We start from the raw sequence: 22,552 nt of genomic DNA on the forward strand, positions 1-22,552 counted from the left end.
CTCCGGGTGCGTGCCCGGGTGCGTGTCCGTGCTCGTCCCCCGGGTCTCCCGGTGTCCTGTCGCTCGCACGCATGATGTTTCCTCCGGCGGCCGCGCGGACCCGTGGCCTGCCGGGACCCGTCACGCGGTGGTCCCGCTCGGTGGCGCCGCGCGTGCCCGGAGCCGCGGTCCTCCCTTCACCGTCGCACGGCGGCCCCCGCCGTGCCCGGGCCGGGGCGCCCGGGCCTCCGGGCGTCGGCGTCGGCGTCGGCGGTGGCGGTGGCGGCGTGCCGTCTGGGGAGGGCCCCGGCGGGGCGGGAAGGTGCGGTCTCCGGTGCCGGGGCACGGACCCCGGGGTGCGCCCGGCCGTCGAACAGGTCGAACGGGTCGAACAGTCCGAGGAGCGTGCGGATGTCGTCTTCACCCGGCGCGGTGGCCGTCGTCACCGGTGCCGCCAGTGGGATCGGACGGGCGCCCGCGCTGCCGCTGGTCCGGGCGGGGTGGGCGGTGGCGGCGGTCGACGTCGACGCGGCCCGCCTCGACGCCTCGGCCGGGGAGGCCGCCGGGGTGCGTCCGTTCGTCTGCGACATCGCCGACCGGGCGGCCGTCGACGCCGTGGTCCGCGACGTGGGCCGCGAGCTGGGGCCGCCCCGCCGACTGGTGCACTGCGCGGCGTCGGGGCCATGGGGCGGCTGCTCGACCAGGATCCGGCGGACGCCCTGCGCGTGATGGGCCTCGTGTGCGGCGGCAGGCTGCACGTGGTCCGGGCGGTGGTACCGGTCATGGCGGTGCGGGGCGGCGCAGTGCGGGGCGGCGCGGGGCGGCGGCCAGGTGGTGCTGTTCGGATCGATCGCCGGCTGGGTGCCCGTGCCGATGGGCGGGGCGTACGGCGCGGCCAAGGCCGCGGTCCACGTCCTCGCCGAGACCGTCGCGGTCGAGCACCGCGGGGACGGGATCCGCGTCGTGTGCGTCTGCCCTCCCGCGGTGGAGACCCCGATGCTGGACCGGATGCGCGCCGACTCCCCCGAACTGGTGGGCCGGGTGAGCGGGTTGGGCGTCGACGTGGTTCTGGAATCGATGGACCGCGCCCTGGCGCGCGGACGCCTGTGGGCCTTCCCCGGGCGCGGCACCCGGGCGATGTGGACCGCCCGGCGCCTGCCGCCCGGCCACCTCGGCAGGGCGATCGGCCGCCTCGTGGTCAGGGTGTAGGGGTCGGGACCGTGGCCGGACGGTGGCCGGTGGCACTGCGGAGCGCGACGGAGGCGGGGCGCACCTCGCTTCCTGCCCGGGGCGGTGCTGCCCGGGGCCGCCGCTGCCCCCGGGGTGACGTTTCATAGGATCGGCCCCCGTGAGCATCATCGGACTGTATCTCCGCCTGAATCCAAGCGAGTTGGCCCGTGCGGCCCGGGAACCGGACTGGGCGTCGGTGTTCGCCGACGAGGTCGCCGAGCGGGAGTCGGAACGGCCGGTGAGCCCGTCGGAACGCCGCGGCCACGACACCGGCAAGGCCTGGGACGCACTGCGATTCCTCCTCGAACGCCACGCGTTCCCGGTCGACCTCCTCCGCGGCGAGGAGGAACTGCCCGGCGCCGACGACTGGGGCTACGGCCCGCCCCGCGTGCTCACGCCCGAGCACGTGACGCTCGCCGCCGACACGCTCGCGCAACTCCCCTTCGAAGCCCTGCTCGGCGACGTCACCGCCGCCGACCTCGCCCGCTCCGACGTCTACCCGACCGGGCTCTGGGCGGACGACACGGCCCTGCCCTACCTGGGCACGCACTACACGGACCTCACCGCCTTCGTCCGCACCACCGCGCGCTACCGGCACGGGCTCCTCGTCTGGGCCGGCTGAGCGCCCCGCCGCACGGGGGCGCGGCGGCTATCGGCCCGCCGCCTCGGGAGCCTCCAGTTCGGTGTGGTGGACGGTGAAGCCGCCCCGCAGGACCGGGGCGAACGGGGCCGGGGCCATGCACGTGCCGACCACCGGCTGGTAGGGCTTGCCGTCGGCGCCCACGTCCATGTTGGCCACGCCCCAGGAGAACCCGAGGCGGCCGTCGCCGTGGCCGGTGCCCTGGTAGATGCTCAGGCCTATTCGCTCGCCGACGTTGCCGACGTCCGACGTGGTGACGACGGCGGTCAGCGTGGCGACCGGGCCGCCCGTGGACAGGCAGTCCACCCGGGCCTCGGCGCTGTAGACCTTCCCGGTGGCGGCCACCTGGTGGGAGAAGCGGACGGTGCCCCCCGCGTCGGTGGGCAGGCCCTCGGCCGCACCGGTGCCCGGGAAGCGGCGGGTGTACGGCGCCGCCCGGGCGTTGACGGTGAACCAGATCTCGTCGTCCGGGGCGAGGGCGTAGGAGATCCGGGCCGTGCCGCTGACGCCTGCCGGACGCGCGGACGGGACGCCGTCCTGGCGGCCGGACGCCTCGCCGGCGGACGGGGCGTCGGCGGGCGGAACACCTGTGGCGGAGGCCGGGGCGCCGGCGGCTCCCGTGAGCGCCGCGAAGGCCAGGCCGGCGGCGGCGACGCCCCTGGCGGCACGGGTGCTGACACGGACGCGGGTGCGCATGCGGAACATGGTGGGCTTCCCTCCCTCCGGCGGCCCCGGTGGCCGCCGTCCTGATGCCCCAAGCCTCGCCGCCGCACCCCCTCGCGCACATGTGCCGATCGGCATAAACGTCCCGCTCCCCCGGGCGTTCTGCCCTGCCGATCGGCAGGGTGGAACCCCGGCCACCGCGCCGGGGACGCCGGCCTCAGTCCCGCAGGTGCGCGAGCACGGCCCGCACCGCCTCCTCGACGGCGGCCCGGGACTCCCCGGTCGGCTCGTCACAGTCGAAGCCGTGGACCCCGTGCGGTACGTCGACCAGCCGCACCGGCGTGCCGTGCGTCCGCGCGGCCGCGAGGAACCCGTTGACGGCCCCGGCGACGTCCGGGGCCTCCCGGCCCACCCGGGTCAGCACGACCGGCAGCCGCCCGGCCCCCGCCAGCGCCGCCGCGGGCCGGAACCGCCGGTCGGCGCCGGTACCGCGCGACGACGACGGTGCCGACGACGACTGCGGCTGCGGCTGCGGCTGTGGCTGTGGCTGTGGCTGTGGCTGCGACGACGGTGGCGGCGGCGGGACCAGGACCGGGTACGTCGCGGCCACGCACCGCAGCCAGGGCGCGGGCGCCCCCAGCAGCTCGGCCAGCAGCGGACCGCTGCTGGAGAAGAACCACACGGCGACGCGGTCCGCGTCGACGCGCGGATCGGCGCGCAGCAGGTCGATCGCCTCCGCGACGTGCGCCGCGGCGGCGGGGTGGTCGGCCGGGCCGTGCAGCCCGTGTTCCACCACCGCGCCGACCGCGCCCCGGCTCGCGGTGAGGCGCGCGTAGCCGGTGTACAGCGGCCAGTCGCGCGGCCCCGGACGCATGCCCCGGGGCAGCGGGCCGCCGTGGACGAAGAGGACCGCGGGCCGCGGCTCGTCGGCGTCCGGCAGGTGCAGGTCGACCCGGCCGGTGCGGATCCGCGGCGCCTCGACCGTGTCCAGGACGAACGGCCGCTCGTGGAAGGGCCGTTCGCGGACCGGCCGGTCGCCGGACGGCAGGTCGGAGGGGGACGGCAGGTCGGAGGGGGACGGCAGATCGCCGGAGGACGGCAGATCGCCGGAGGACGGCAGATCGCCGGGTGTCTCGGCCGCCGCGGCCCGGGTGAGCCGGTGCCCCTCGCCCGCCGCCGCGCGCAGCAGGGCCGCGGCCAGCTCGTCCGGGCAGGAGAGCATCGGCCAGTGGCCCGTCGCCAGTTCGAGGAAGCCCACCCGCGGGTCGGCCAGGGCCTGGAGCTGCGGCACGCCCGCGGACACCAGGTACTGCAGGCCCGCGATCGTCGTGCCGCCCGCCGTGCAGAGGATGCCGCTGGTCGGCACGCCCGCGAGCGCCGGGGTCAGGCGCAGCGGCCGGGTCAGGGTGCGGGCGGGCTGCGGCGCGGCCAGTGCCGAGAGCCGGTCCAGGTCGGCGGCCGAGAGGCCGGTGGTGTCGCCCCAGTCCGCCCACCGGTCGGGGGTGGGGGCGGGTACGGGTGCGTCCGGCCTGGACCGGAGGAGCTCGTGCGTGGTCTGGTCGGGGACCAGGGCGAGCGGTGTGCCGCCGTCCTGGGGCGGAGCGGTGTCCAGGTGGACGATCCGGCTGATCCGGTGGGCCCGTTGCTGCGCCGCCCCGAGGACGGGGTGGATGGCGTAGTCGTGGCCGACGAGCACCAGGCGCGGTGCGGTGGCGGCGTCGATCAGTCGGAGGACGTCGGCGATGTGGGTGTCCAGGTCGACGTGGGTGTCCGGGGCGATGTCGCGGCCGGTGTCCCGGCGGGTGTCCCAGCCCGTGTCACGGCCTGGGCCGGAGCCGGCTCCGAGGCCGGTGAACGTCACCGCGTGGACCTCGGCGCCGGCCCGCCGCAGCACTTCGCCGGTCTGCTGCCACAGCGCGGCGGCGGTGAAGGGGCCGGAGGCCAGCACGAACGCGGTGGTGATCTCGTTGTCGCTTCGCATGGCGGGTACGGTAGGAACTCCCCCTGCCGGAGGTTCAAGTCTTGCTGTCGCACGAGCTGCTGAGCATCGGTGAGCTGGCCGAGCGGGCCGGGGTGAGCGTGCGGGCGGTGCGTTTCTACTCGGACCGGGGTCTGCTGCCGGAGGCGGAGCGCAGCGGCGGCGGCCACCGTCGTTACCCGCCGCAGGCGTTGGAGCGGCTGCGGACGATCCGTTCGCTGCGCGGGCTGGACGTGTCGCTGCCGGAGATCGCCGGAGTCCTGGAGGAGGACGCCGGGGAGCGGCTGCGGGACGTCGTCGCGCGGCGGCTGGAGGACCTGTCCGCCGAGCTGCGGGCGATGCGCTGGCGCGAGGCGGCGCTGCGGCTGCTGCACGACTGCCCGCCCGGGGAGCGGGCCGAACGCCTGCGGTTGCTCGGCGCGGTGGGCTCGCCGCCGTCCACGGACGCGCCGGCGCGGTACTGGCGCCGGTTGCTGCCGACGCGCCTGCCGGCCCGGATCGCCGCGGCGGTGGTGGACGCGGCGGTGGCTCCGCTGCCGGAACAGCCTTCACCGGGGCAGGTGCTGGCCTTCGCCCGGCTGCACGAGCTGACCCGCGCGGCGGACGACGGGTGCCTGGCTGCCCACCGACCGGCCGTCGCCAGACCGGAGTTGCTCTACGACGGCCTGCGCGAGGCGTACGCGCTGGCTGCTCCGGCCCTGGTGGCGGGGCACCCGCCCGCAGGGGGCGAGGCGCTCGACTGCTTCGTCACGGCGCACGCCCGTTCGCACGAGCGGCGTGACACGCCCGCCTTCCGGCGGGAGTTGAACGGTGCGCTGGCACGCGGCGGACACCCCGTGGTGCGCCGTTACTGGGAGTTGGCGGGCGAGGTCTCCCCGGACCCCACCCCCGGTGCGGTGGACGCCTGGCTCGGCGAAGCGTTGAGCCGTAGCGTCTGAGGGCCGACGCCGTCGGCTTCACGCTCCGCCGGCTTCACGCTCCGCCGGACTGCGCTGCGGCGGACTGCGCTGCGGCGGGGCGCAGTCGGTGTCCGGGGCACTCACGGAGAGCACGGATCCCACGGAGAACGCGGGGAGCACGGAGAACGCGGCAGCGCGTGGGCCTCGTGCAGGGTGCCGGCCGCGACGGCGTGGTCGTTGTCGACGAGCTGCGCCATGGCCAGGTCGGTGAGGGCCCTGGCCAAGCGCCGGGTGCCGGCGGCGGGGTCCGTCGCGTGGAGGCGGCGTTCGATGTCGACGCTCCGTTGCAGCCGGGGGATCGTGGTGCCGGCGTAGGAGTTCGGGTGTTCGCCCAGGACCGCCCGGCGCAGGTCGCACCGCCGGGTGAGGGTGCCGAGGGTGGCGAGCAGGTCGCGGTCCTGCGGCAGGGGCACGGGGCCGGGGGCGTCCTCGGACGTGCCGGTGATGGCCTCGACCGCCCCGACGAGGGCGTCCAGCCCGTCGCGGAAGGACGCGCGCAGGCTGAACGACCAGTGGTGGGTGTCCAGGCCCAGGACCGGCTGGAGGCGTCGGCGCGGGTCGACGCCGAGCGGGTCCGGCGCGTCGGCCGCGGCCTGTTCGTCGCGCACTCCGGAGCGGGCGAACAGCACCGCCCTGAGGCCCTCGTGGAAACCGAAGTCGCCGCTCCGGCCCCGGGCCGGCAGGCGCTCGCAGGCCGACGCGGCCTCCCCGAGCAGGGCGTGGGCCTGCCCCGGATGGCCGAGGTCGTCGAACCACAGCGCGGCACCGGCCGTCCGCAGGGCCGCAAGGACGCCATGGGCGCACTGCGCGCGCTCGTCGCGCCAGGGGGCGAGGGCCTCGTGCTCGACGGCCACCGCCTCCTCGGTGCGGCCCGCGAGGCGCAGCGGCAGCGTGAGGTCGAGCAGCCGCCACATCAGGTCGCTCCCGTCCGGCTCGGCCACCGCCCGGGCGCGGTCGGCCACCGCGCGGGCGGCGTCCACGGCCTCGTCGAACCGTCCCGCCTCGGCGAGGGCGTGGGCGAGGTCGGCGCGCATGACGTCGGCCCGGCCGAAGCCCGGTTCCGGCCGTTCCTCCTCGGCACGTCGGGCCAGGTCGGCCGCCTCGCGCCGGGCGGCGAGGGCGAGGTCGTCGGCGTGGGCGAGGGAGTACCACAGGGCGAGGGAGGACAGGGCGTGGGAGGCCCCGCCCAGGTGCTCGACGGCGCCGTCCGCGACGAGGGAGCGGTAGATGTCGGCGGCCTCCTCCACGAGGCTGACGGCGTCCGGGCAACGGTTTCGGGGGCGGCTGTACGCCAGGCCGCGCAGCGCCTCGGCCAGTGCGGGCAGGCCTTCGGCGGGGTCGGTGCGTGCCGCCTCCCGGCACCGGGCGACGGTCTCGTCGGTGACCGGGTCCCGCCTCATCCGAGCACCCCCTGCGGGGCGCGGTCGGACGGGGCTCCGTACGTGGTGGTCACACGATTCCTTCCGGGGCGGGGCGACGGTCTGCCACCCGAACGCCTGTCCGCCCGCTCCGGGTTCCGGGTTCCGGCCGGCCGGCCCGGCCCGGATTCCACCCGCTCCGGGTTCGGGCCCGCCCGGGTGCCGGCTGCGCCAGCGGCGCGGGCTGCGCGAGCGGCAGGCGCGAGGCGGCGTGGTTGCACGGGAAGTCGGCCCGTCCGACTTCCCGCGCACGGCCCCGGGCGGGCCGCCGTCAGGTGTCGGTGCGGCGGTGGGAGGTCACGTGGACGGCGGTCCTGCCGACCTCGGTGGAGACCAGGTCGAGCATGCGGCGGACGCCGTCGGTCGGGAAGAGCGTCTTGCCGCCGCCGGGCAGGACGGGCATCACCATCAGCCGCGGCTCGTCCACCAGGTCCTCGGCCAGGAGCGAGCGGACGGGCGTCGGGCTGCCCGTGACCAGCAGGTCTCGGCCGCCGGTCGCGCGCCGGCGCCGGGCCCGGTCGACGGCCCCGGTGCCGGGGACGAGGGTGGTGTTCGCCCGGGTGAGGTCGGCTGCTTCGAGGGTGTCGGAGACCACGTACTTCCCGATGACGTCCATCCGGTCGGCGAACGGGTCGCCGGCCCGCCCGGGCCGGGCGGCGGCCATCGTCCGCCAGGTGCGGCGGCCGAAGGGGAGGGCGTCGGCGGTGCCCGTCGTGGCGCCGATGAACGGGCTGGGGGTCTCCGGGTCGAAGAACGGGTGCGACCACCCGCCGTGGCGAAGCCGCCGTCGGTGTCCTCCTCGGCGCCGCCGGGCGCCCGCACGTCGCCGTCCGGGCTGATGAACTCGTCGACCACGATGCGCACGGGTCCGTTCCTCCGGATCGCCCGGTGTGACCCGGGGTGGACCGGCGGCCCGGCCGGGACCCATCGCGCCGGAGCGGCGATCCACGTCCCACCGGCGGTCCCCGGTGCGCGGCGCGCGGAGGCGCGGGCGGGCCGTGGCCGGGCCGCAGGAAAACGTCTGGCCGACGATTCGCCGAGGAGCGTGACTGTCGGGGTACGTGACACCGAACCGACCGGGGAGCGGCCGTGGAGGACCCGGCCTTCACCGTCCTGCTGACCGGCCCCGGCCCTCGCGGCGCGGAGGCGCTCAGGGCGGTCCGCGCGGTCACCGGGCTGAGTCTGTGGCGCAGTCGGCAGCCGTTCCGGTCTGCCGCCCACTGCGCGGCCGACTCCCTGACCTGCTGCGGCTGCGAGATCTGCGTCCGGTTCGGCCCCTTGCCGGGGCACTCCCCCGGGCCCGGGCGCTGAAGCGGTGCCGGCCCGGGGAGCCCGGGCCGGCGGGCGGTCAGCGGCCGCGCCACCAGCGGCGGCGGGCGGCTTCCTCCGGGGCGGCTGCCGGGGCCGGGCCGGCGCCCGCGGGGCCCGGGGGTACCGGACCGTCCGGTGTCGGACCGGCCGGTGTCGGGCCGGCCGGTGTCGGGCCGGGGAACGGCGGCAGGGCGCGGAAGCGGTCGTCGAGGACGGCGCTCGCGCCGACGCGGGCCAGCGTTTCGCGGACCAGGGTCAGCGGGTGCGTCGGGAAGTGGGCGTCCCATTCCGGGAGGTCGGCGACGTGGTAGGGCAGTGGGCCGCGCAGGCCGGGGTCGTAGGGGTGGGGGCGGACGAAGGCGTCGAAGCCGACCCGGTCGGCGACCACCGCCTCGCGCATGCCGCTGACCGGGCCTTCGGCGGCCTGCACCTTCAGCACCACGCTGCACCGGTCCCGCGGCACCGTCCACGCCCCGATGAACACCTGCCCGCGGCCGGTGCCCCGGGAGACCTTGACGAGCTGCCACAGGCCCGGCACGCCGCCCAGGTCGCGCACCTGCGCCTCGATCAGCGCGGCGCCGCCGCGCGCGGTGTGGCGGGCCAGTTCGCGCAGCAGCCGGTCGTCCGCGTCGAGCGGGGCCACCAGGTCAGGGACGAGCGGGAAGTCGTGGACGGACAGGACCACTCCCCGGGCGTCGTCCCACACCCGGTCTCCGCCCCCGGTGCCGCCCTCGTCCTCCCGTGGGGTGAAGCCGGCCAGATCCAAGCTGATGATCGCACTCATGGCGGCCATTCTCCCGCCCCCGGCCACCCGGGAACACCGCCTTCTGCCCCGCCGGGCGGCCGCACCTGGTGATCGTCAGCGGCTGCGCGCGGGACAATGGACGGGTGACCGACAGTCAGCTCCCCCGAGGCATCACCGCCCTGATCCCCAGTGCTCCCGCGCCCGCCACGCCCGGCCAGCGGGCGGCGTCGCAACTCCTCCACCTGCGGACCGCGGAGGTCCCCCTCCCGCTCCTGGCCGCGGCCGCGGAGCTGATCGCCCCGCAGCTGGAGAGCGCGGACCCGGTCACCCGCGAGGCCGCCGCCGACGTCCGCGCCCGCCTGCTCGCCGCGCTCGACGGCACCGGGCCGCGCACCGCCAGGCCGGGCGTCGACTGAGGCCCGGCGGGCCGGGGTTCAGCCCGCCGGCTCGCGGTCGGGCTCGCGGTCGGGCCCGGACCCGCGCGCAGGCGCGGGTGCGACCGAGAGCGAGGACGAGGGCGAGGGCGCGCCGGCCCAGCGGTGCAGGGCCGCGCCCAGGCCTTCGGCGCCCGGGTCGGCCCCGGCGACGGACCCGGTGACCGCCCCGGCGACGGTGTCGCAGGCCCAGGCGACGACGCCGTCCGGTCGGACCAGCACCCCGACCGGCGTCGCACGGCCGTCGGTCACGGTGCGCACGCGCCCGGTCCAGGGCGCGGCCAGGCGGGCGAGCGTGCCGTCCGGGGTGCGGTCGAGGAGCAGGAAGCCGCCGTCGTGGCCGTGGTCGGCCAGCCGGGTGCCGTCCTGCAGCCGCAGGTCGGGGGCGGCGCGGCCGACCAGCGGGTGGTCGCCGGGCAGGTCGAGGCGCTGGGTGACGCCGGAGATCTTCTTGACCGCGTGGGTCGCGCCGTCCCGGGTGGCCAGCAGGTCGGCGAGGACCTCCCGCAGCGCGGCCGACTTGGCGTCCCCGCGCAGCACCCCGGTCTGGGCCCGGGTCCAGTCCAGTACCCAGGCGCCGAGCGGGCGGCGCTCGGCGTCGTAGGTGTCGAGCAGCCCTTCGGGTGCCCATCCGGCGACCACGGCGCCGAGCTTCCAGCCGAGGTTCATCGCGTCGCCGATCCCGAGGTTGAGCCCCTGGCCGCCGAACGGCGAATGCACGTGCGCGGCGTCGCCGGCCAGCAGCACCCGCCCGGAGCGGTAGGCCGCGGCCTGGCGGGCGTTGTCGCTCCAGCGGGTGGCGGGGCCGCGCAGGGCGGTCAGGGTGACGCCGGTGCCCGAGACGCGGCGCAGCACGGTCTGCAGGTGTTCGAGGGTGACCGGTGCCGAGCGGTCGGCGGCGGCGCCGTCGAACTCCACGGTGACCACCCGGCCGGGCTGCGGGCCGTAGCGGTACGCGCCTCGGGCCGACCAGGTCCACCCGTCGGCGAGTTCGTGCGGGTCGGCGATGTCGGCGACGGCCAGGTGTCCGGTGAGTTCGGGGTCGGTGCCGGGGAAGGCGATGCCGGCGAGGCGGCGTACGGTGCTGCGTCCGCCGTCGCACCCGACCAGCCAGCCGGTGCGCACGGGGCTGGCGGTGGTGTCGAGGAGGACGGCGTCGCCGGTGTCCTCGAACGCGGTGACCTCCGCCCCGCGGCGCACCGGTACGCCGAGTCGCGCGACGTGGGCGGCCAGCAGTTCCTCCAGTTCGCGCTGCGGGACCATCCGCGCCCCGTCGACCGCGGTGTGCGCGGCGAGGTCGGGGTCGGCCCAGTCGACGAGGCCGGGGTCGAGGACCATTCCGGCGAAGTGCCCGGTGAAGCGCGGCTCGTGCGGCGCCCGGCCGTCGCCGGGCCGGTGGTCCCCGCCCGGGCGGGTGAGGGGGCCGAGCTTCGCGAGCAGGTCCCGCTGGACCCGTTCGGCGGCGGGCAGCAGGCCGCGGCGGTCGAGCGCCTCGGCGGTCGGCACGTTGATCCCCCCGGCCTTCATGCCGGTGTCGGGCTCGGCCAGCCGTTCGAGCACCTGCACCCGGGCGCCGGCGAGTGCCAGTTCCGCGGCGAGCACGAGGCCCACCGGTCCGGCTCCGACCACGGTCACGTCGGTGTCGTGGTTCGTGTCCGCGGTGCTGTCCGCGTTCTGGTTCACATCCATAACGAACAGTGTTCCATAAACGAACATCGTTCGTGTCGCGCTAGAATGGCCGGGTGAACCCGAGAGAGCGACGCGCGGCACGCCACCAGCCGCCGAACCCCGAGGCCGGAACCGACCCCAGTCCGCGGCGCCGCAGGGCCCCGATCACCGTGGACCAGGTCGTCGACACCGCGCTGGACGTCATCGCCACCGAGGGCTACGAGGCACTGACCATGCGCCGGCTGGCCGGCGCGCTCGACACCGGACCCGCCTCGCTCTACGCCCACGTGGTCAACAAGGCCGACCTCGACGAACTGCTCATCGGCCGGCTGTGCTCCGAACTCGCCATGCCCGAGCCCGATCCGGCGGCCTGGCGCGAGCAGATCCACGACCTGTGCGCCCGGATCCGCGACCAGTACCTGAAGTACCCCGGCATCTCCCGCGCCGCGCTCGCCATGGCCCCCACCGACCTGGAGACCGTACGCGTCGGCGAGGGCATGCTGGCGATCCTGCTCACCGGCGGCGTCGCCCCGCAGGCCGCCGCCTGGGCCGTCGACGCCCTCCTGCTGTACGTGGCCGCCTACTGCCTGGAGACGTCGATCGTGCGGCGGCGCGCGGCGCACGAGGACTCCGCCTGGGTCGTCGACCGTGACGAACTGCTGCGCCGGTTCACCGCCCTGCCCGCCGGGGCCTTCCCGCACACCACCCGCCACGCCGCCGAACTCACCGCGGGCGAGGGCCACGACCGCTTCGACTTCGCCCTCGGCCTGATGATCGACGGGCTCGCGCGCGGCTGACCGGCCTCGTGCTGCCGCCGGCCTCGTGCTGCCGTCGGCCGCCCGGGGGCGGCGGCGACACCGACGACGTCGACACCGACGACGTCGATGACGACGGCTGCGGCGACGAGTGGGTGGAGGACAACCTGGAGGAAGTCCTCCGGCTGGTCGGCGAGCTCCTGCCGCAGTGGTCCCAGGGGCCCCCGTGCACGGCCGTGACCTGCTCCTGCCGCGCGCCGGCGGCCGCCGACTCCCGGGCGCAGGCCCGGCGGTTCGGTCACGGGAAATCGGACCCGCCGGTGCGGGCCCGGCGGTTCAGGCCCGGGTGGCGGCCTGACGGGTGCGGCGGGCGAGGCGGTGCAGGCGCTGGACGGCGACGAAGCGGTGCATCCGGTCGGCCAGTGTCAGGCGGTACTTGAGCCGCAGCTGGCTGCTGAGCCCGGCCAGCCGCTCGGGGCCGATGGCCTGCAGCAGCCGGCTGACGTGCTGCTGGTAGGCCTCGCGGTAGGCGCGGTCGCCGTCCGGGACGGACCAGAAGAACATCGGGATCTCCTCGACCAGGCAGTTGTGGTCGTAGGCGCGCAGGTGCTCGGCGAACTCCGGCTCGGGGCGGGCGATCAGCCACTGCCGGACCAGTTCCATCGAGCGGACCCGGTCGACCACGCCGCGCGGGTCGGTCTTCTTCTGGGTGATGGACAGGTCGCCGTCCTCGCGCACCCGCCAGTGGTAGATGGGCTCGGCGAGCACGTCGACCCGCTCGGCGAGGAAGTGGTGGGGCACGCTGACCGGGGCGTCCTCGTAGAGGATGCCCTCGGGGTACAGGACGGCCGCCGTGTCGAAGAAGGAGCGCCGGTAGACCTTGTTCCAGGCGGTGCGGTCGGTGACCAGGGCGGGCAGTTCGCTGACGTGGGTGCGCAGCCGGGTCTCGCGGAAGGCGCGGCGGTGGCCGTGCGAGGGGGTGAGGCCGCTGGTGCGCAGGCGCAGCGCGTTTCCGGTGACGAAGTCGGATCCGGTCTCGTCCAGCGTGCTGATCATCAGCTGGTAGGCGTGCGGCGGCAGGGTGTCGTCACTGTCGACGAAGGCCAGGTACTCGGTGCCGGGGGTGAGGTGGCGCCAGCCGGTGTTGCGGGCGGCGCCGAGGCCCTTGTTCTCCTGCCGGACCAGCCGGAAGCGCGGGTCGCGGTCGGCGTAGGCCTTGGCGATGACGGGTCCGTCGTCGGTCGAGCCGTCGTCGACCAGGACGCATTCGAAGTCCTCGAAGGTCTGGGCCGCGATCGAGTCGAGGCATTCCCGGAGGTAGCGCTCGACGTTGTAGATCGGGACGACGACGGACAGGCGGGGGGCCATCGGGCGGCGCCTTTCGCTCAGGTGCGGACGGGCCGGGCGGAGCCGGGCGGGTACGCACCGCCGACGGCCGACCACCGGCAGTGGCCCGAATGTAGGGACCTTACAAGACTGTCGGACGAACGGGGAATGGCGTCGAGGCTGCGGGTCGGTGGAGCAGGCGTGCCCGGCGTCAACCGTTGGCACACGCCCTGACCCGAACGGTGCACCCGCCGGCGGGCCGGACGCCGCCCCCGACACGGACGAGGACGAGGACGAGGACCGACGAGGGCCCGGCACGCCCCGGACGGGACCGGAGCCGACCGCCGGGCGGAGGCCCGCGCCGGAGGGCAGCCTGGGAGTACGGCGGCGCCGCCGGTGCCGGGCACCGAGGAGCGGGCATGGACGACACCGACGTACTGGTCGTGGGGGCCGGACCGGTGGGTCTGACCGCCGCCGCAGAGCTGTGCCGCCGTGGCGTGCGGTGCCGGATCGTCGACCGGCTGGACGCCCCGCAGCCGTACGCCAAGGCGGTGGGCATCCAGCCCCGCACCCTGGAGGTCTGGGACGCCATGGGGCTGGTGGGCCGGGCCCTGGACGAGGCGGTGCCCCTGCTCGGCCAACTGGCCTTCGTGGACGGCGAGCCCGGCCCGCGCCTCGACCTCGGTCTCCCCGCCGACGTGCCGTACCGCTTCGCCGCGCTGCCCCAGGACGCCACCGAGCGGCTGCTGGCCGAGCACCTGGCCGGCCACGGCGCCGTGGTCGAGCGCGGCACCGAGGTGGTCGGCCTGCGGCAGGACGAGGACGGCGTGCTCGTCACGCTGGCCGCCCCGGGGGGTCCGCGCGAGCTGTCCGCCCGCTGGGTCGTGGGCTGCGACGGCGCCCACAGCACGGTGCGCCACGCCGCCGGGATCGGCTTCGCCGGCGACGCCTTCCCCGAGCAGTTCATGCTCGGCGACGTCGAGCTGGACTGGGACCTGCCGCCCGGCTACGCCGTGCGCGCCACCGGCGGCGCCGACGGGGAGACGCTGGTGTGCGTCCCGCTGCCCGGCCGGCACCGCTACCGGGTGTCGATGACCGTCCCGCCCGAACTCGCCACCGACGCCGACCCGGTGCGCGGGGTCGCGCACGGGCTGGAGGGCGGCCGCACCCCCGAACTGCGGCACATCCAGCAGGGCCTGGACCGGCTGTCGCCGCGGCCCGCCACCGCCTCCGCGCTGCGCTGGTCCTCGGTGTTCCGGATCAGCCACCGCCTCGCCGAGCGCTACCGCGAAGGACGTCTGCTGCTGGCCGGCGACGCCGCCCACATCCACCCGCCCACCGGCGCCCAGGGCATGAACACCGGGATCCAGGACGCCTTCAACCTCGCCTGGAAGCTCGCCCTCACCGTGCGCGGCGTCGCCACCGGAACCCTCCTCGACAGCTACCACGCCGAACGCCACCCGGTCGGCGAGGAGGTCGTCTCCCGCACCGTGCGCCACGCCCGCACGGGCTTCGACGCCGACCCCGCCGACCCCGCCGCCCCGCTGCTGCGCGAGGCCCAGCTCCTCGTCGGCTACCGCGGAGGACCGCTGACCGAGCCCGCCCCGGGCACCCGCCCCGCCCCCGGCGACCGCGCCCCCGACTGCCCGGGCCTCACCCGCCCCCTGACCGCCTACCCGCAGCGCCTGCACGAGCTTCTGCGCGGCACCCGCCACGTCCTGCTGCTGGCCGCGGGCCCCGCCACCGACGCCCCGGCCCTGCACGCCTGCGCGGCCGCCGCCCACGCGGCCGCGCACGGGCTGCTCGACGTGTACGCCGTCCTCGGCCCGGAAGCCCCGGAGTCCCCGCACTCGCCCCACTCGCCGTACTCGACGCAGTCCCCGCACTCCCCCGCCGCTTCGGCGGGCCTGCGGCTGCCCGTGGTCCACGACACCGCCGGCGCCTTCCACGCCGCCTACCGGCCCGGCGACGGCGAGGCCGTGCTCGTCCGTCCCGACGGCTACCTCGCCGCCCGGCTGCCTGCCGCGGACCCGGCCCGCCTGGTCGCCCACCTGCGCCGCACCTTCGCCCCTGCCTGAGCACCGCCCGAGCACCGGCCCGATCCCCGGCCCCGATCCCCGGTGCCGGTGCCGGTGCCGGCCCGACCCCGGTGCCGGCCCGAGTGGGCGTCAACTGCGCCCGGGGGTAGCCGGCCGGCGGATCAGGGCCGAGGGCACCCGGTCGTGGACACCACGGGCCTGCCGCCGTTCTTCACGGTCACCCCAGCGTCACCGACCGGCACGCGGCGAAGGACGTGCTGTTCCGGCTGCGGCTGACGCACCCGGAGATCACCACCGTCCGGGCCGCCTACGCCCACGCCGACGCCGGCCAACTGGTCGGCGGGGCACAGAAGTACCTGCACCTCACGATCAATACGGTCGACGGGCCCAAGGACGCGAAGGGGTTCGTCGTCCCGTCCCGGCGCCGAGCGGCCGGGTGAGGCTGGTCTCATCGCCATGAATGCGGAGGGCGAAATGTGCCGTGCACGGGGGTTCACGACTGAAGTGGTTTTACCGGAACCGACCCGCATCGTAAGCTCCACCGTCGTGAGCGACTCCCCCTCGAAGCGCCACTGGCGCATGTCGGTATTCCTCTGGATCGGCTTGCCTTTCATAGCCTTTGTCGGCCTTGCCAAGGCCGCTCCCGATCTCGTGCCCGCATGGAAGGCGCAGAGCGGCAGCGGAGTCACCGGGACGTTCACTGCCGCCCGGGAGTCCTGCAGCCACGGGTCCTGTGACTTCTACGGCGACTGGAAGGCGGCCGACGGCACTTCCACCCGCACGAACGTCCTCCTTTACGACGGACCGGATTCCTTGCGGATCGGAGGCACGGCCGTAGCACGGGACTCCGGCGCCGCCGGCGGAGTCTTCTCCACGGAGGGCGGTTCCTCCTACCTGCTGGTGACGGGCTTCGCCGTCGGTGGTCTGGCGGCGGCAATTGCCTGGCCGGTGTTTCTCTGGCGCACCTGGCGCACGTCACGCGGGCGCCGAACTTCGTCACCGGAGTCGGCCGAAGCAGCCGCGTGACCCGGAATCGAGAATGAACGCGCTTCCGCAGGTCGCTGAACCGGGCCGATCCTGATTCCGGCCCCGCCGCGCGAGCGACGGGGCCGGACTCTTTTCCGTGGCGATGCGGGAATGGGTCGACAGATGGTCGGGCCCGATGTCCGGGAGTGCCGTGAGTCGATCCCGGCGGGGAGTGTGCCGCGTTCCCGGCCGAGCACCGTGGCGAATTGTTTCCCTTGGAGCTTGAGCAGACGTTGAACGGCGAGCCGAGGGCATTCCACAGGGGGTCGGGGTCCGGGGCGGGCCACGGACGGTGTCCGGGCGGCGTCCTGTGGTGACGCCATGAGCGACCCGCGTCCCACCTCGGCCTTCCACGCGGCCGAGGCCGCCCCCGCGGTCACCGACCCGGCCGGCCGGCCGCCCTGGACGTCCGGGCCGCCAACGCCGGTGTGCGGCGGCCGGTGTGCGGCGGCTGCGCGCGTGGGCGCACGAGCGCCTCGCCGCGCGCCCCGGCGAGCGCGCTCCGGACCTCGACTGCGGCACCGGTTCGGTGGCCCGGACCGCGGCCGGGTCGGCCGTCGGGTCGCGCGTTCACCCGAACGGAGTAACTTGGTCGTGCTCCACCCGTCACGGTCCGGCCGTCCGAACGACCATCGAAGGACCGTGCGTACGGGACACCATGCGATGAGGTGATGGACATGCGCGAATCGTCGAACGAGGGCGTGCCGGAGTCGGCATCCGGGATGCAGCGCCAGCTCTACTCCGGGTCCGAGCGGCCCTTCGACCCCGAGGACCTCGTGATGGCGTCGGGCCGCGACGTCACCCCCGGGCGCATCGAGTGGGCCCGGCAGGAGATCGAGCGCAAGGGCGCTGCCGCGCTGGAGCGCTACCTCCCCTGAGCGGAACCGGGGCCGGCGGGCGCGGGGCCGACCTGGACGGGTCCGACCGTCCACCGGTGGCACCGCCCCCGCCCCGGCCCCGCGGGACCCCCCTTCGGCACGCCCGGTGCGGAGGGTCCGCCCGGCAGGAGGACGCCCGGCAGGACCCGGGCGACGCCGCGGAGCGGGCTCAGGCGAAGCGCAGGTTCTGGTACGAGCACGCGGAGTTGGTGCCGCTGCCGACGATCGACCAGCCGGCCGGCACCGGGTAGCCGTAGATCCGGCCGCCGGGCGTCGTGCAGCCGACGTCGGCCGTGACCGTGGCCCCGTGGGGCGCGCCGCCGAGGTAGGCGACGACGGAGGTCTGGCCGTCGAGGGACACGCCCACCAGCACCCAGCCGGCCGGAACGGTGGTGTTGGCCAGCACCGCGACCCTGGCCAGGTAGGGCGCTCCGCCGAGGAACTCGATGGTCTTCTGGCCGGTCGCCTGGTTCCGGGCGACGGCCGCCCAGCCGGCCGGGACGGGCGCGTACAGGCCGATCACGGTCTGCGTCCCGAACGGCGGGTCGACGGCGGGGACCGCGGCGGGGACCGCGAGGGCCGGGGACGCGAGGGCCGGGGCGGCCGGTGACAGCAGGGCGGCCAGCGCGAACGCGCAGGCGGCCAGGACGGGGGCTCTTCGGACGGACGCGCTGGAGCGCACGGGGACTCCTCGGTGCTCGGGACGGGAACGCGGCCGGGAACGCGCGAGAACGAGAACGGAAGGGCGGGAGGGCGGGAGGCCCGGAGCGACGGCACCCCGCCACCGGCCACGCTCCACCCCGGTGTGACCGGGCGTCAACGTCGGCCGCCCGCAGCCGGGAGCAGTCCGCGTGCACCGCCGCCCCGGCGGGAGCGGGGCGCGACCGGCCGCGCCCGGTGGTACGCCCGCCCAGCCGCCCGCACCCGCTCCCCGCACCACCCCCGGACCACCCGGATGCGGCCCGGGTACGGCCCCGGCACTGCCCGGCGGCGTCCGTTGTCAGTGCCGGTGGTGATGATGCTGTCCATGAACGACGCCGCTCTGCTCACCCCCGGCGACTACGCCGACGCCGTTGCCACCGCCGTCCGGGCGGCCGCCGCCTACTACACCGACGGCGGCACACCGCTCGGCGACGACGAGTACGACGCCCTGCTGCGCTCCGTCGCCGCCTACGAGGAGGCGCACCCGGGCGAGGTGCTGCCGGACTCCCCCACCGGGAAGGTCGCCGGCGGCGCCGTCGGGGGCGACGTGCCGCACAGCGTGCCGATGCTGTCGCTGGACAACGTCTTCTCGCCCGAGGAGCTGGCGGACTGGGCGGCCGGGCTGGAGCGCCGGCTGGGCCGCCCGGTGGCCGCCTGGTGCGTGGAGCCCAAGCTGGACGGCCTGGCGGTGGCCGCCCGCTACCGCGCCGGGCGCCTGCACCAGCTGATCACCCGCGGCGACGGTCTGGCCGGCGAGGACATCAGCCACGCCGCGGACGCGGTGCTGGGCCTGCCCGCCGTGCTCGCCGAGCCCGTCGACGTCGAGCTGCGCGGCGAGGTCCTGCTGACCCGCGAGCAGTTCGAGCACGCCAACGAGGTCCGCACCGCGCACGGCGCCGTCCCCTTCGCCAATCCGCGCAACGGCGCCGCCGGCACCCTGCGCGCCAAGGACCGTCCGTACCGCGTCGAGCTGACCTTCTTCGGTTACGGCGCGGTCGGCCTCGACGACGACCTCACCCACAGCGCCCTGCTGGAGCGCCTGGCCGCCCTGGGGGCGAACACCGCCGCCGTCACCGCCGCCCACCCGCTGCGCTGCGCCACGCTGGAGGAGGCCCAGCGGCGCGTCGAGGAGATCGCCGCGCTCCGCTCCGGGCTGCCGTTCGGCATCGACGGGGTGGTGGTCAAGGCGGACTCCGCGGCGGACCGGCGGGAGGCCGGTTCCGGTTCCCGGGCGCCGCGCTGGGCCGTGGCCCGCAAGCTCGCCGCCGAGCACAAGGTGACCCGGCTGCTGGACGTCGAGTGGAACGTCGGGCGCACCGGCATCATCGCCCCGCGCGCCGTGCTGGAGCCGGTCGTCATCGACGGTGTCACCGTCACCTACGCCACGCTCCACAACCCCGCCGACATCACCCGGCGCGGTCTGATGCTGGGCGACCGGGTCTTCGTCTACCGCGCCGGGGACGTCATCCCGCGCGTCGAGGCGCCGCTGGTCGAGGAGCGCACCGGTGACGAGCGGCCGATCGCCTTCCCCGAGGCGTGCCCGCGCTGCGGTGACGCGATCGACCGGGAGGAGCAGCGCTGGCGCTGCGTGCGGGGCCGCAACTGCCAGGTGGTGGCGTCGATCGGCTACGCCGTGGGCCGTGACCAGCTGGACATCGAGGGCCTGGGCGGCACCCGCGCCGTCCAGCTGGTCGAGGCCGGTCTGGTCGCCGACCTCGCCGACCTGTGGACGCTCACCCGCGAGCAGCTGCTCTCCCTGGAGCGGATGGGCGAGACCAGTACCGACAACCTGCTCGCCGCGATCGAGTCCGCCCGCAGCCGCCCGCTGAACCGGGTCTTCTGCGCGCTCGGCGTGCGCGGCACCGGGCGCACCATGTCCCGCCGGATCGCCGCCCACTTCGGTTCGATGGCCGCGATCCGCGCCGCGGACGCCGACACCCTGGCCCAGGTCGACGGCATCGGCACCGAGAAGGCCCGGGTGATCGTCGCCGAACTCGCCGAACTGGCACCGCTGCTGGACCGCCTCGCGGCCCAGGACGTGGGAACCGCCGTCACCGCGCCGCAGGTGCCCGTCGCGGCGGCCGCCGAGGGGGCGGCCGAGGGGCCGGCGGCGACGGACGGAGGGGGCGCGGGCCCGCTCGCGGGCGAGGCCGTCGTCGTCACCGGCAGCATGACCGGTCCGCTCGCCGCGCTGTCCCGCAACGAGATGAACGAGCTGATCGAGCGCGCCGGCGGCAAGGCGTCCTCGTCCGTCTCCAAGCGCACCACCCTGCTGGTGGCGGGTGAGAAGGCCGGTTCCAAGCGGGCCAAGGCGGAGGAGCTCGGCATCCGGATCGTCACCCCCGACGACTTCGCCGTCCTCGTCGCCGACCACCTGCCGGGGGCCTGACGGACGGTCCACCGCGGATCCCCGTCCGGGCCGGGCCCGGGCGGGGATCCGTCGTGTCCTGGGAGCGCCCCGGCGGGTTCCGCCGGCCCCGGGGCGGCCGGAACCGCGCGGAGCCGATCACCGTCTCCATGGCGAAGGTTCCTACGTACGGCAAGCAGTTCCACGGGGGGTGGACATGGCGGACGACAGTGTCCTCCGGTCGGTGATCGGGGTCGCCGCGTCGGGTCTGGGGGCGGCGGCCCTGACCGGGGTGGTGCTCAAGGTCCGGCTACGGGCGCGGACCCTGGCGGAGGGGCTGACGGCGCAGGCCCGGTGCCTCGACACCTATGTGACGGTGGAGACCCGGGGAACCGGGACGGACCGGCACACCTCCTCCGACCGGCACGTGATCATCGGGTTCACCACACCGGACGGCCAGGACGTCCGGTTCCGGGACACGTCCGGCGTCCCGCGGGTGCGGGGCGACCGGGTGCAGGTGCGGTACCTGCCGGAGCGGCCGCGGCGGGCGGTGATCGCCGACCGGCACCCGTCCGGGATCACCGCCCTGCTGGTCGCGGAGGCCGTGGTCGGCCTGGTGGTCGTCGGCATCGGGGTGACCGCCGCCGTGGCCGGTTTCGGGGGCGGGCCCGGCGGGGCGGGTGCCGACGCTCCGGCGCCGCTGACGTCCCCGGGTCCGAACGTCCCGGACCACGGGTTCCCCGACTCGGGGTGGGGCCCCAGCGGTTTCCCCACCGTCGCCGTCTGCACCCCGGGGTCCTCCGACCCCCTGTGCTTCGGCGTGTTCTCCGGTCCGCCGTCGACCCACTGAACGCCGGGCGGGCGGGGGCGTCGGTGGACGCGCCCCGCCCGCGTGGTCCGGCGGCCGGTCGGGCGGCGGTGGATCAGGGGGCGGTGAAGGTGACCTGGTCGACGGTCCGGAAGGCGCTGTTGGTGCCGGTGTAGCGGAACCGGAAGCGGGCGGTGGCGGCGCCGGCCGGGACGGTGACGGGCAGGTGCTCGACGGTGTCGAGGTCGCTGCGGTAGGACTTCACGAGCTGCGGGGCGCCGTTGTCGAAGACCACGTGAGCGTCGCCCGGGTCCCCGACCTGGACCGGGACTTCGACCCCGAGGGCTCCTTACTACGGCTACCTGCGCGAGCACGGCGTCCACCCCGGTGCCGCCGACGAGCGCATCGAGACCGTCCTCGCCACCCCGCGCGAGGCCCTGCTCGTCGGCACCCCGGCCGCCCTGCCGATGCTCCTGCTGCACCGCCGCAGCCTCGACGCCGCCGGCCGCCCGCTGGAACAGGTCCGCACGCTCTACCACGGCGACCGCTTCGGCTTCACCCTCGCCCTCGGCGCCCCGGCCGGGGGCTGACGCCCGCGGCTTCCCGGGGTCAGGAGACCGCCGGAGCCACCAGGGTGAGCGTCCGGGCGGTGGCGTCGACCTCGGTCTCCACACCGAGGGGCAGCGGGAGGTTGGGGCCGGCGTGGCCGAGGTCCACCCCGGCGAGGACGGGCAGCGGGCGGTCGCCGAGCACGTCCAGGACCACCTCGCGCAGGGCCGGCTCCGCCGCGTCGCCGGAACCGACCCGGTGCGGCGTGCCGACCACCATCGCCGCGATCCGGTCCAGGACGCCGGCCAGTCGCAGCGCGTGCAGGTCGTTCCAGACGGCGGACAGCGGCTTGCCCGTCTCCTCCCAGAACAGCACCGCCCCGTCGAAGCGCCGCGCGGGGACGGCGTACGGGGTGGCCTGGAGGGAGACGATCCGCCGGAGCAGTCCGCCGACCAGCCGGCCCCGGGCACGGCCGTCGCGCCAGCACTGCCACGGGGAGAGCGCCGGCAGCGGCCCGGCGGCGACCGGCTCGGTGAGCACCCGCGCGTACGCCTCGCGCAGGGCCCGGCGCGCACCGTCCTCCTCGGGGCCGTCCGTGAACCGCTCGCTCCACGAGTCGCCGAAGCCGTGGGTGACCATGTCGGCGTGCACGCCGACCAGGCCGGTGCGGGCGTGCAGGGCCAGCAGCAGCTGGGAGACGTCGCTGCAGCCCAGGACCGGCTTGGGGTCGGCGCGCACGGCGTCCAGGTCCAGCAGGTCCAGCCAGCCGGTCACCGCCTGCCCGCCGCTGTGCGCGAAGACCGCCCGCACCTCCGGATCGCGCAGCAGGGCGTTGAACTCCGCGGCCTGCTCGGCCGGACGGCCCGCGGCCCACCAGCGGCTGCGTGCCCCGGCGACCGACGGGCACACCCGCACCCGGAAGCCCAGCTCCTCCAGCACGGCCGTGCCACGGGCCAGCAACGGCCGATCGTCGGCTTCGAGCGGGCCGGACGGCGCGGCCACCGCCACCAGGTCACCGGGGCGCAGGGCGCGGGGAAGGAGCAGATCGGACACGTGAGGACCCCGGTTTCACAGGTGGGCGGATCCGGCCGCCGCCG

At 76.2% G+C, this 22,552-nt stretch carries 21 protein-coding genes and 2 pseudogenes; 13 read left to right on the forward strand and 10 right to left on the reverse strand.

What is annotated here, in order from left to right; translation table 11 throughout:
- Positions 1-390: 390 nt before the first annotated feature.
- Together ACFV04_RS19510 and ACFV04_RS19515 are read left to right on the forward strand one after the other, a co-directional pair.
- Positions 391-1,188: pseudogene (locus ACFV04_RS19510) on the forward strand (SDR family NAD(P)-dependent oxidoreductase).
- A gap of 139 nt (positions 1,189-1,327) precedes the next feature.
- Positions 1,328-1,831, forward strand: coding sequence for a YfbM family protein (locus ACFV04_RS19515; RefSeq protein ID WP_380346733.1), 504 nt, complete (start codon positions 1,328-1,330; stop codon positions 1,829-1,831).
- 27 nt (positions 1,832-1,858) lie between these two features.
- On the opposite strand, the gene ACFV04_RS19520 is transcribed toward ACFV04_RS19515, so the two are convergent.
- Both ACFV04_RS19520 and ACFV04_RS19525 read right to left on the reverse strand, forming a co-directional pair.
- A complete protein-coding gene (locus tag ACFV04_RS19520; protein ID WP_380530497.1) occupies positions 1,859-2,545 on the reverse strand; it encodes a hypothetical protein in 687 nt (228 codons plus the stop codon).
- A gap of 184 nt (positions 2,546-2,729) precedes the next feature.
- Positions 2,730-4,493, reverse strand: a complete 1,764-nt coding sequence (locus ACFV04_RS19525) for an alpha/beta fold hydrolase (RefSeq protein WP_380530499.1) — start codon at positions 4,491-4,493, stop codon at positions 2,730-2,732.
- Between the two features lie 41 nt (positions 4,494-4,534).
- Between ACFV04_RS19525 and ACFV04_RS19530 the strand changes: the two genes are divergently transcribed.
- Positions 4,535-5,428, forward strand: a complete 894-nt coding sequence (locus ACFV04_RS19530; RefSeq protein WP_380530502.1) for a MerR family transcriptional regulator — start codon at positions 4,535-4,537, stop codon at positions 5,426-5,428.
- Between the two features lie 101 nt (positions 5,429-5,529).
- On the opposite strand, the gene ACFV04_RS19535 is transcribed toward ACFV04_RS19530, so the two are convergent.
- Together ACFV04_RS19535 and ACFV04_RS19540 are read right to left on the reverse strand one after the other, a co-directional pair.
- Positions 5,530-6,849 carry a hypothetical protein gene (locus tag ACFV04_RS19535; protein ID WP_380530505.1) on the reverse strand — a complete coding sequence of 440 codons (1,320 nt, stop codon included), beginning with the start codon at positions 6,847-6,849 and terminating at the stop codon, positions 5,530-5,532.
- A 289-nt stretch (positions 6,850-7,138) separates the two neighbouring features.
- Positions 7,139-7,531: a dihydrofolate reductase family protein gene (locus tag ACFV04_RS19540; RefSeq protein WP_380530508.1), complete on the reverse strand. Its 393-nt coding sequence runs from the start codon at positions 7,529-7,531 to the stop codon at positions 7,139-7,141.
- A gap of 425 nt (positions 7,532-7,956) precedes the next feature.
- Between ACFV04_RS19540 and ACFV04_RS19545 the strand changes: the two genes are divergently transcribed.
- Complete coding sequence (locus ACFV04_RS19545; RefSeq protein WP_380530511.1) at positions 7,957-8,178, forward strand: hypothetical protein; 222 nt, start codon at positions 7,957-7,959, stop codon at positions 8,176-8,178.
- Positions 8,179-8,215: 37 nt separating this feature from the next.
- Here ACFV04_RS19545 and ACFV04_RS19550 read toward each other — a convergent pair whose 3' ends face one another.
- Entirely contained in the window at positions 8,216-8,962 is a 747-nt protein-coding gene (locus ACFV04_RS19550) for a hypothetical protein (RefSeq protein WP_380530513.1), read from the reverse strand.
- 104 nt (positions 8,963-9,066) lie between these two features.
- On the opposite strand from ACFV04_RS19550, the gene ACFV04_RS19555 reads away from it, so the two are divergent.
- A complete protein-coding gene (locus ACFV04_RS19555; RefSeq protein ID WP_380346745.1) occupies positions 9,067-9,339 on the forward strand; it encodes a hypothetical protein in 273 nt (90 codons plus the stop codon).
- An 18-nt stretch (positions 9,340-9,357) separates the two neighbouring features.
- Here the strand turns inward: ACFV04_RS19555 and ACFV04_RS19560 are convergent, their stop codons facing one another.
- On the reverse strand, positions 9,358-11,046 hold the full coding sequence (locus tag ACFV04_RS19560; RefSeq protein WP_380530515.1) for an FAD-dependent monooxygenase: 1,689 nt from the start codon (positions 11,044-11,046) through the stop codon (positions 9,358-9,360).
- A gap of 53 nt (positions 11,047-11,099) precedes the next feature.
- Here ACFV04_RS19560 and ACFV04_RS19565 point away from each other — a divergent pair, with 53 nt between their 5' ends.
- Complete coding sequence (locus tag ACFV04_RS19565; protein ID WP_380346748.1) at positions 11,100-11,822, forward strand: TetR/AcrR family transcriptional regulator; 723 nt, start codon at positions 11,100-11,102, stop codon at positions 11,820-11,822.
- Positions 11,823-12,116: 294 nt separating this feature from the next.
- On the opposite strand, the gene ACFV04_RS19570 is transcribed toward ACFV04_RS19565, so the two are convergent.
- A complete protein-coding gene (locus ACFV04_RS19570; RefSeq protein WP_380346749.1) occupies positions 12,117-13,148 on the reverse strand; it encodes a glycosyltransferase family 2 protein in 1,032 nt (343 codons plus the stop codon).
- A gap of 377 nt (positions 13,149-13,525) precedes the next feature.
- Here ACFV04_RS19570 and ACFV04_RS19575 point away from each other — a divergent pair, with 377 nt between their 5' ends.
- The 4 genes from ACFV04_RS19575 to ACFV04_RS19590 all read left to right on the forward strand — a co-directional run bounded on the left by ACFV04_RS19575 (position 13,526) and on the right by ACFV04_RS19590 (position 17,049).
- Positions 13,526-15,184 carry an FAD-dependent monooxygenase gene (locus tag ACFV04_RS19575; protein ID WP_380346751.1) on the forward strand — a complete coding sequence of 553 codons (1,659 nt, stop codon included), beginning with the start codon at positions 13,526-13,528 and terminating at the stop codon, positions 15,182-15,184.
- Positions 15,185-15,399: 215 nt separating this feature from the next.
- Complete coding sequence (locus tag ACFV04_RS19580; protein WP_380530519.1) at positions 15,400-15,585, forward strand: hypothetical protein; 186 nt, start codon at positions 15,400-15,402, stop codon at positions 15,583-15,585.
- Positions 15,586-15,691: 106 nt separating this feature from the next.
- A complete protein-coding gene (locus tag ACFV04_RS19585) occupies positions 15,692-16,171 on the forward strand; it encodes a hypothetical protein (protein ID WP_380530522.1) in 480 nt (159 codons plus the stop codon).
- Positions 16,172-16,848: 677 nt separating this feature from the next.
- Positions 16,849-17,049, forward strand: a complete 201-nt coding sequence (locus ACFV04_RS19590) for a hypothetical protein (protein ID WP_360255275.1) — start codon at positions 16,849-16,851, stop codon at positions 17,047-17,049.
- A 169-nt stretch (positions 17,050-17,218) separates the two neighbouring features.
- Here ACFV04_RS19590 and ACFV04_RS19595 read toward each other — a convergent pair whose 3' ends face one another.
- The gene (locus ACFV04_RS19595) at positions 17,219-17,731 is read right to left on the reverse strand and encodes a hypothetical protein (protein ID WP_380530525.1); all 513 of its coding nucleotides are present in this window, start codon (positions 17,729-17,731) and stop codon (positions 17,219-17,221) included.
- 345 nt (positions 17,732-18,076) lie between these two features.
- Here ACFV04_RS19595 and ligA point away from each other — a divergent pair, with 345 nt between their 5' ends.
- Positions 18,077-20,140 (forward strand): NAD-dependent DNA ligase LigA, encoded by a 2,064-nt coding sequence (gene ligA, locus ACFV04_RS19600; protein ID WP_380530528.1) that lies wholly within the window; start codon positions 18,077-18,079, stop codon positions 20,138-20,140.
- Positions 20,141-20,315: 175 nt separating this feature from the next.
- The gene (locus ACFV04_RS19605; RefSeq protein WP_380530531.1) at positions 20,316-20,948 is read left to right on the forward strand and encodes a DUF3592 domain-containing protein; all 633 of its coding nucleotides are present in this window, start codon (positions 20,316-20,318) and stop codon (positions 20,946-20,948) included.
- Positions 20,949-21,021: 73 nt separating this feature from the next.
- Here the strand turns inward: ACFV04_RS19605 and ACFV04_RS19610 are convergent, their stop codons facing one another.
- Positions 21,022-21,201 (reverse strand): hypothetical protein, encoded by a 180-nt coding sequence (locus tag ACFV04_RS19610; protein WP_380346783.1) that lies wholly within the window; start codon positions 21,199-21,201, stop codon positions 21,022-21,024.
- On the opposite strand from ACFV04_RS19610, the pseudogene ACFV04_RS19615 reads away from it, so the two are divergent.
- Positions 21,199-21,496 (forward strand): annotated as a pseudogene (locus tag ACFV04_RS19615) (UTRA domain-containing protein); the annotation flags it as partial. The gene ACFV04_RS19610 and the pseudogene ACFV04_RS19615 overlap by 3 nt on opposite strands.
- Before the next feature lie 19 nt (positions 21,497-21,515).
- Here ACFV04_RS19615 and ACFV04_RS19620 read toward each other — a convergent pair.
- Positions 21,516-22,508 (reverse strand): LD-carboxypeptidase, encoded by a 993-nt coding sequence (locus tag ACFV04_RS19620; RefSeq protein ID WP_380530534.1) that lies wholly within the window; start codon positions 22,506-22,508, stop codon positions 21,516-21,518.
- Between the last annotated feature and the right edge of the window lie 44 nt (positions 22,509-22,552).

It is taken from the genome of Kitasatospora sp. NPDC059599, from assembly GCF_042735125.1.
Taxonomy (GTDB): domain Bacteria; phylum Actinomycetota; class Actinomycetes; order Streptomycetales; family Streptomycetaceae; genus Kitasatospora.

What these genes read in the sequence shown, in the direction of transcription:
- ACFV04_RS19605 (WP_380530531.1), top strand. Translation starts at nt 20,316, where the DNA reads ATGGCGGACGACAGTGTCCTCCGGTCGGTGATCGGGGTCGCCGCGTCG.
- ACFV04_RS19590 (WP_360255275.1), top strand. Translation starts at nt 16,849, where the DNA reads ATGCGCGAATCGTCGAACGAGGGCGTGCCGGAGTCGGCATCCGGGATG.
- ACFV04_RS19560 (WP_380530515.1), bottom strand. Translation starts at nt 11,046, where the DNA reads ATGGATGTGAACCAGAACGCGGACAGCACCGCGGACACGAACCACGAC.
- ligA (WP_380530528.1), top strand. Translation starts at nt 18,077, where the DNA reads ATGAACGACGCCGCTCTGCTCACCCCCGGCGACTACGCCGACGCCGTT.
- ACFV04_RS19575 (WP_380346751.1), top strand. Translation starts at nt 13,526, where the DNA reads ATGGACGACACCGACGTACTGGTCGTGGGGGCCGGACCGGTGGGTCTG.
- ACFV04_RS19550 (WP_380530513.1), bottom strand. Translation starts at nt 8,962, where the DNA reads ATGAGTGCGATCATCAGCTTGGATCTGGCCGGCTTCACCCCACGGGAG.
- ACFV04_RS19535 (WP_380530505.1), bottom strand. Translation starts at nt 6,849, where the DNA reads ATGAGGCGGGACCCGGTCACCGACGAGACCGTCGCCCGGTGCCGGGAG.
- ACFV04_RS19540 (WP_380530508.1), bottom strand. Translation starts at nt 7,531, where the DNA reads ATGGCCGCCGCCCGGCCCGGGCGGGCCGGCGACCCGTTCGCCGACCGG.
- ACFV04_RS19525 (WP_380530499.1), bottom strand. Translation starts at nt 4,493, where the DNA reads ATGCGAAGCGACAACGAGATCACCACCGCGTTCGTGCTGGCCTCCGGC.
- ACFV04_RS19570 (WP_380346749.1), bottom strand. Translation starts at nt 13,148, where the DNA reads ATGGCCCCCCGCCTGTCCGTCGTCGTCCCGATCTACAACGTCGAGCGC.
- ACFV04_RS19520 (WP_380530497.1), bottom strand. Translation starts at nt 2,545, where the DNA reads ATGCGCACCCGCGTCCGTGTCAGCACCCGTGCCGCCAGGGGCGTCGCC.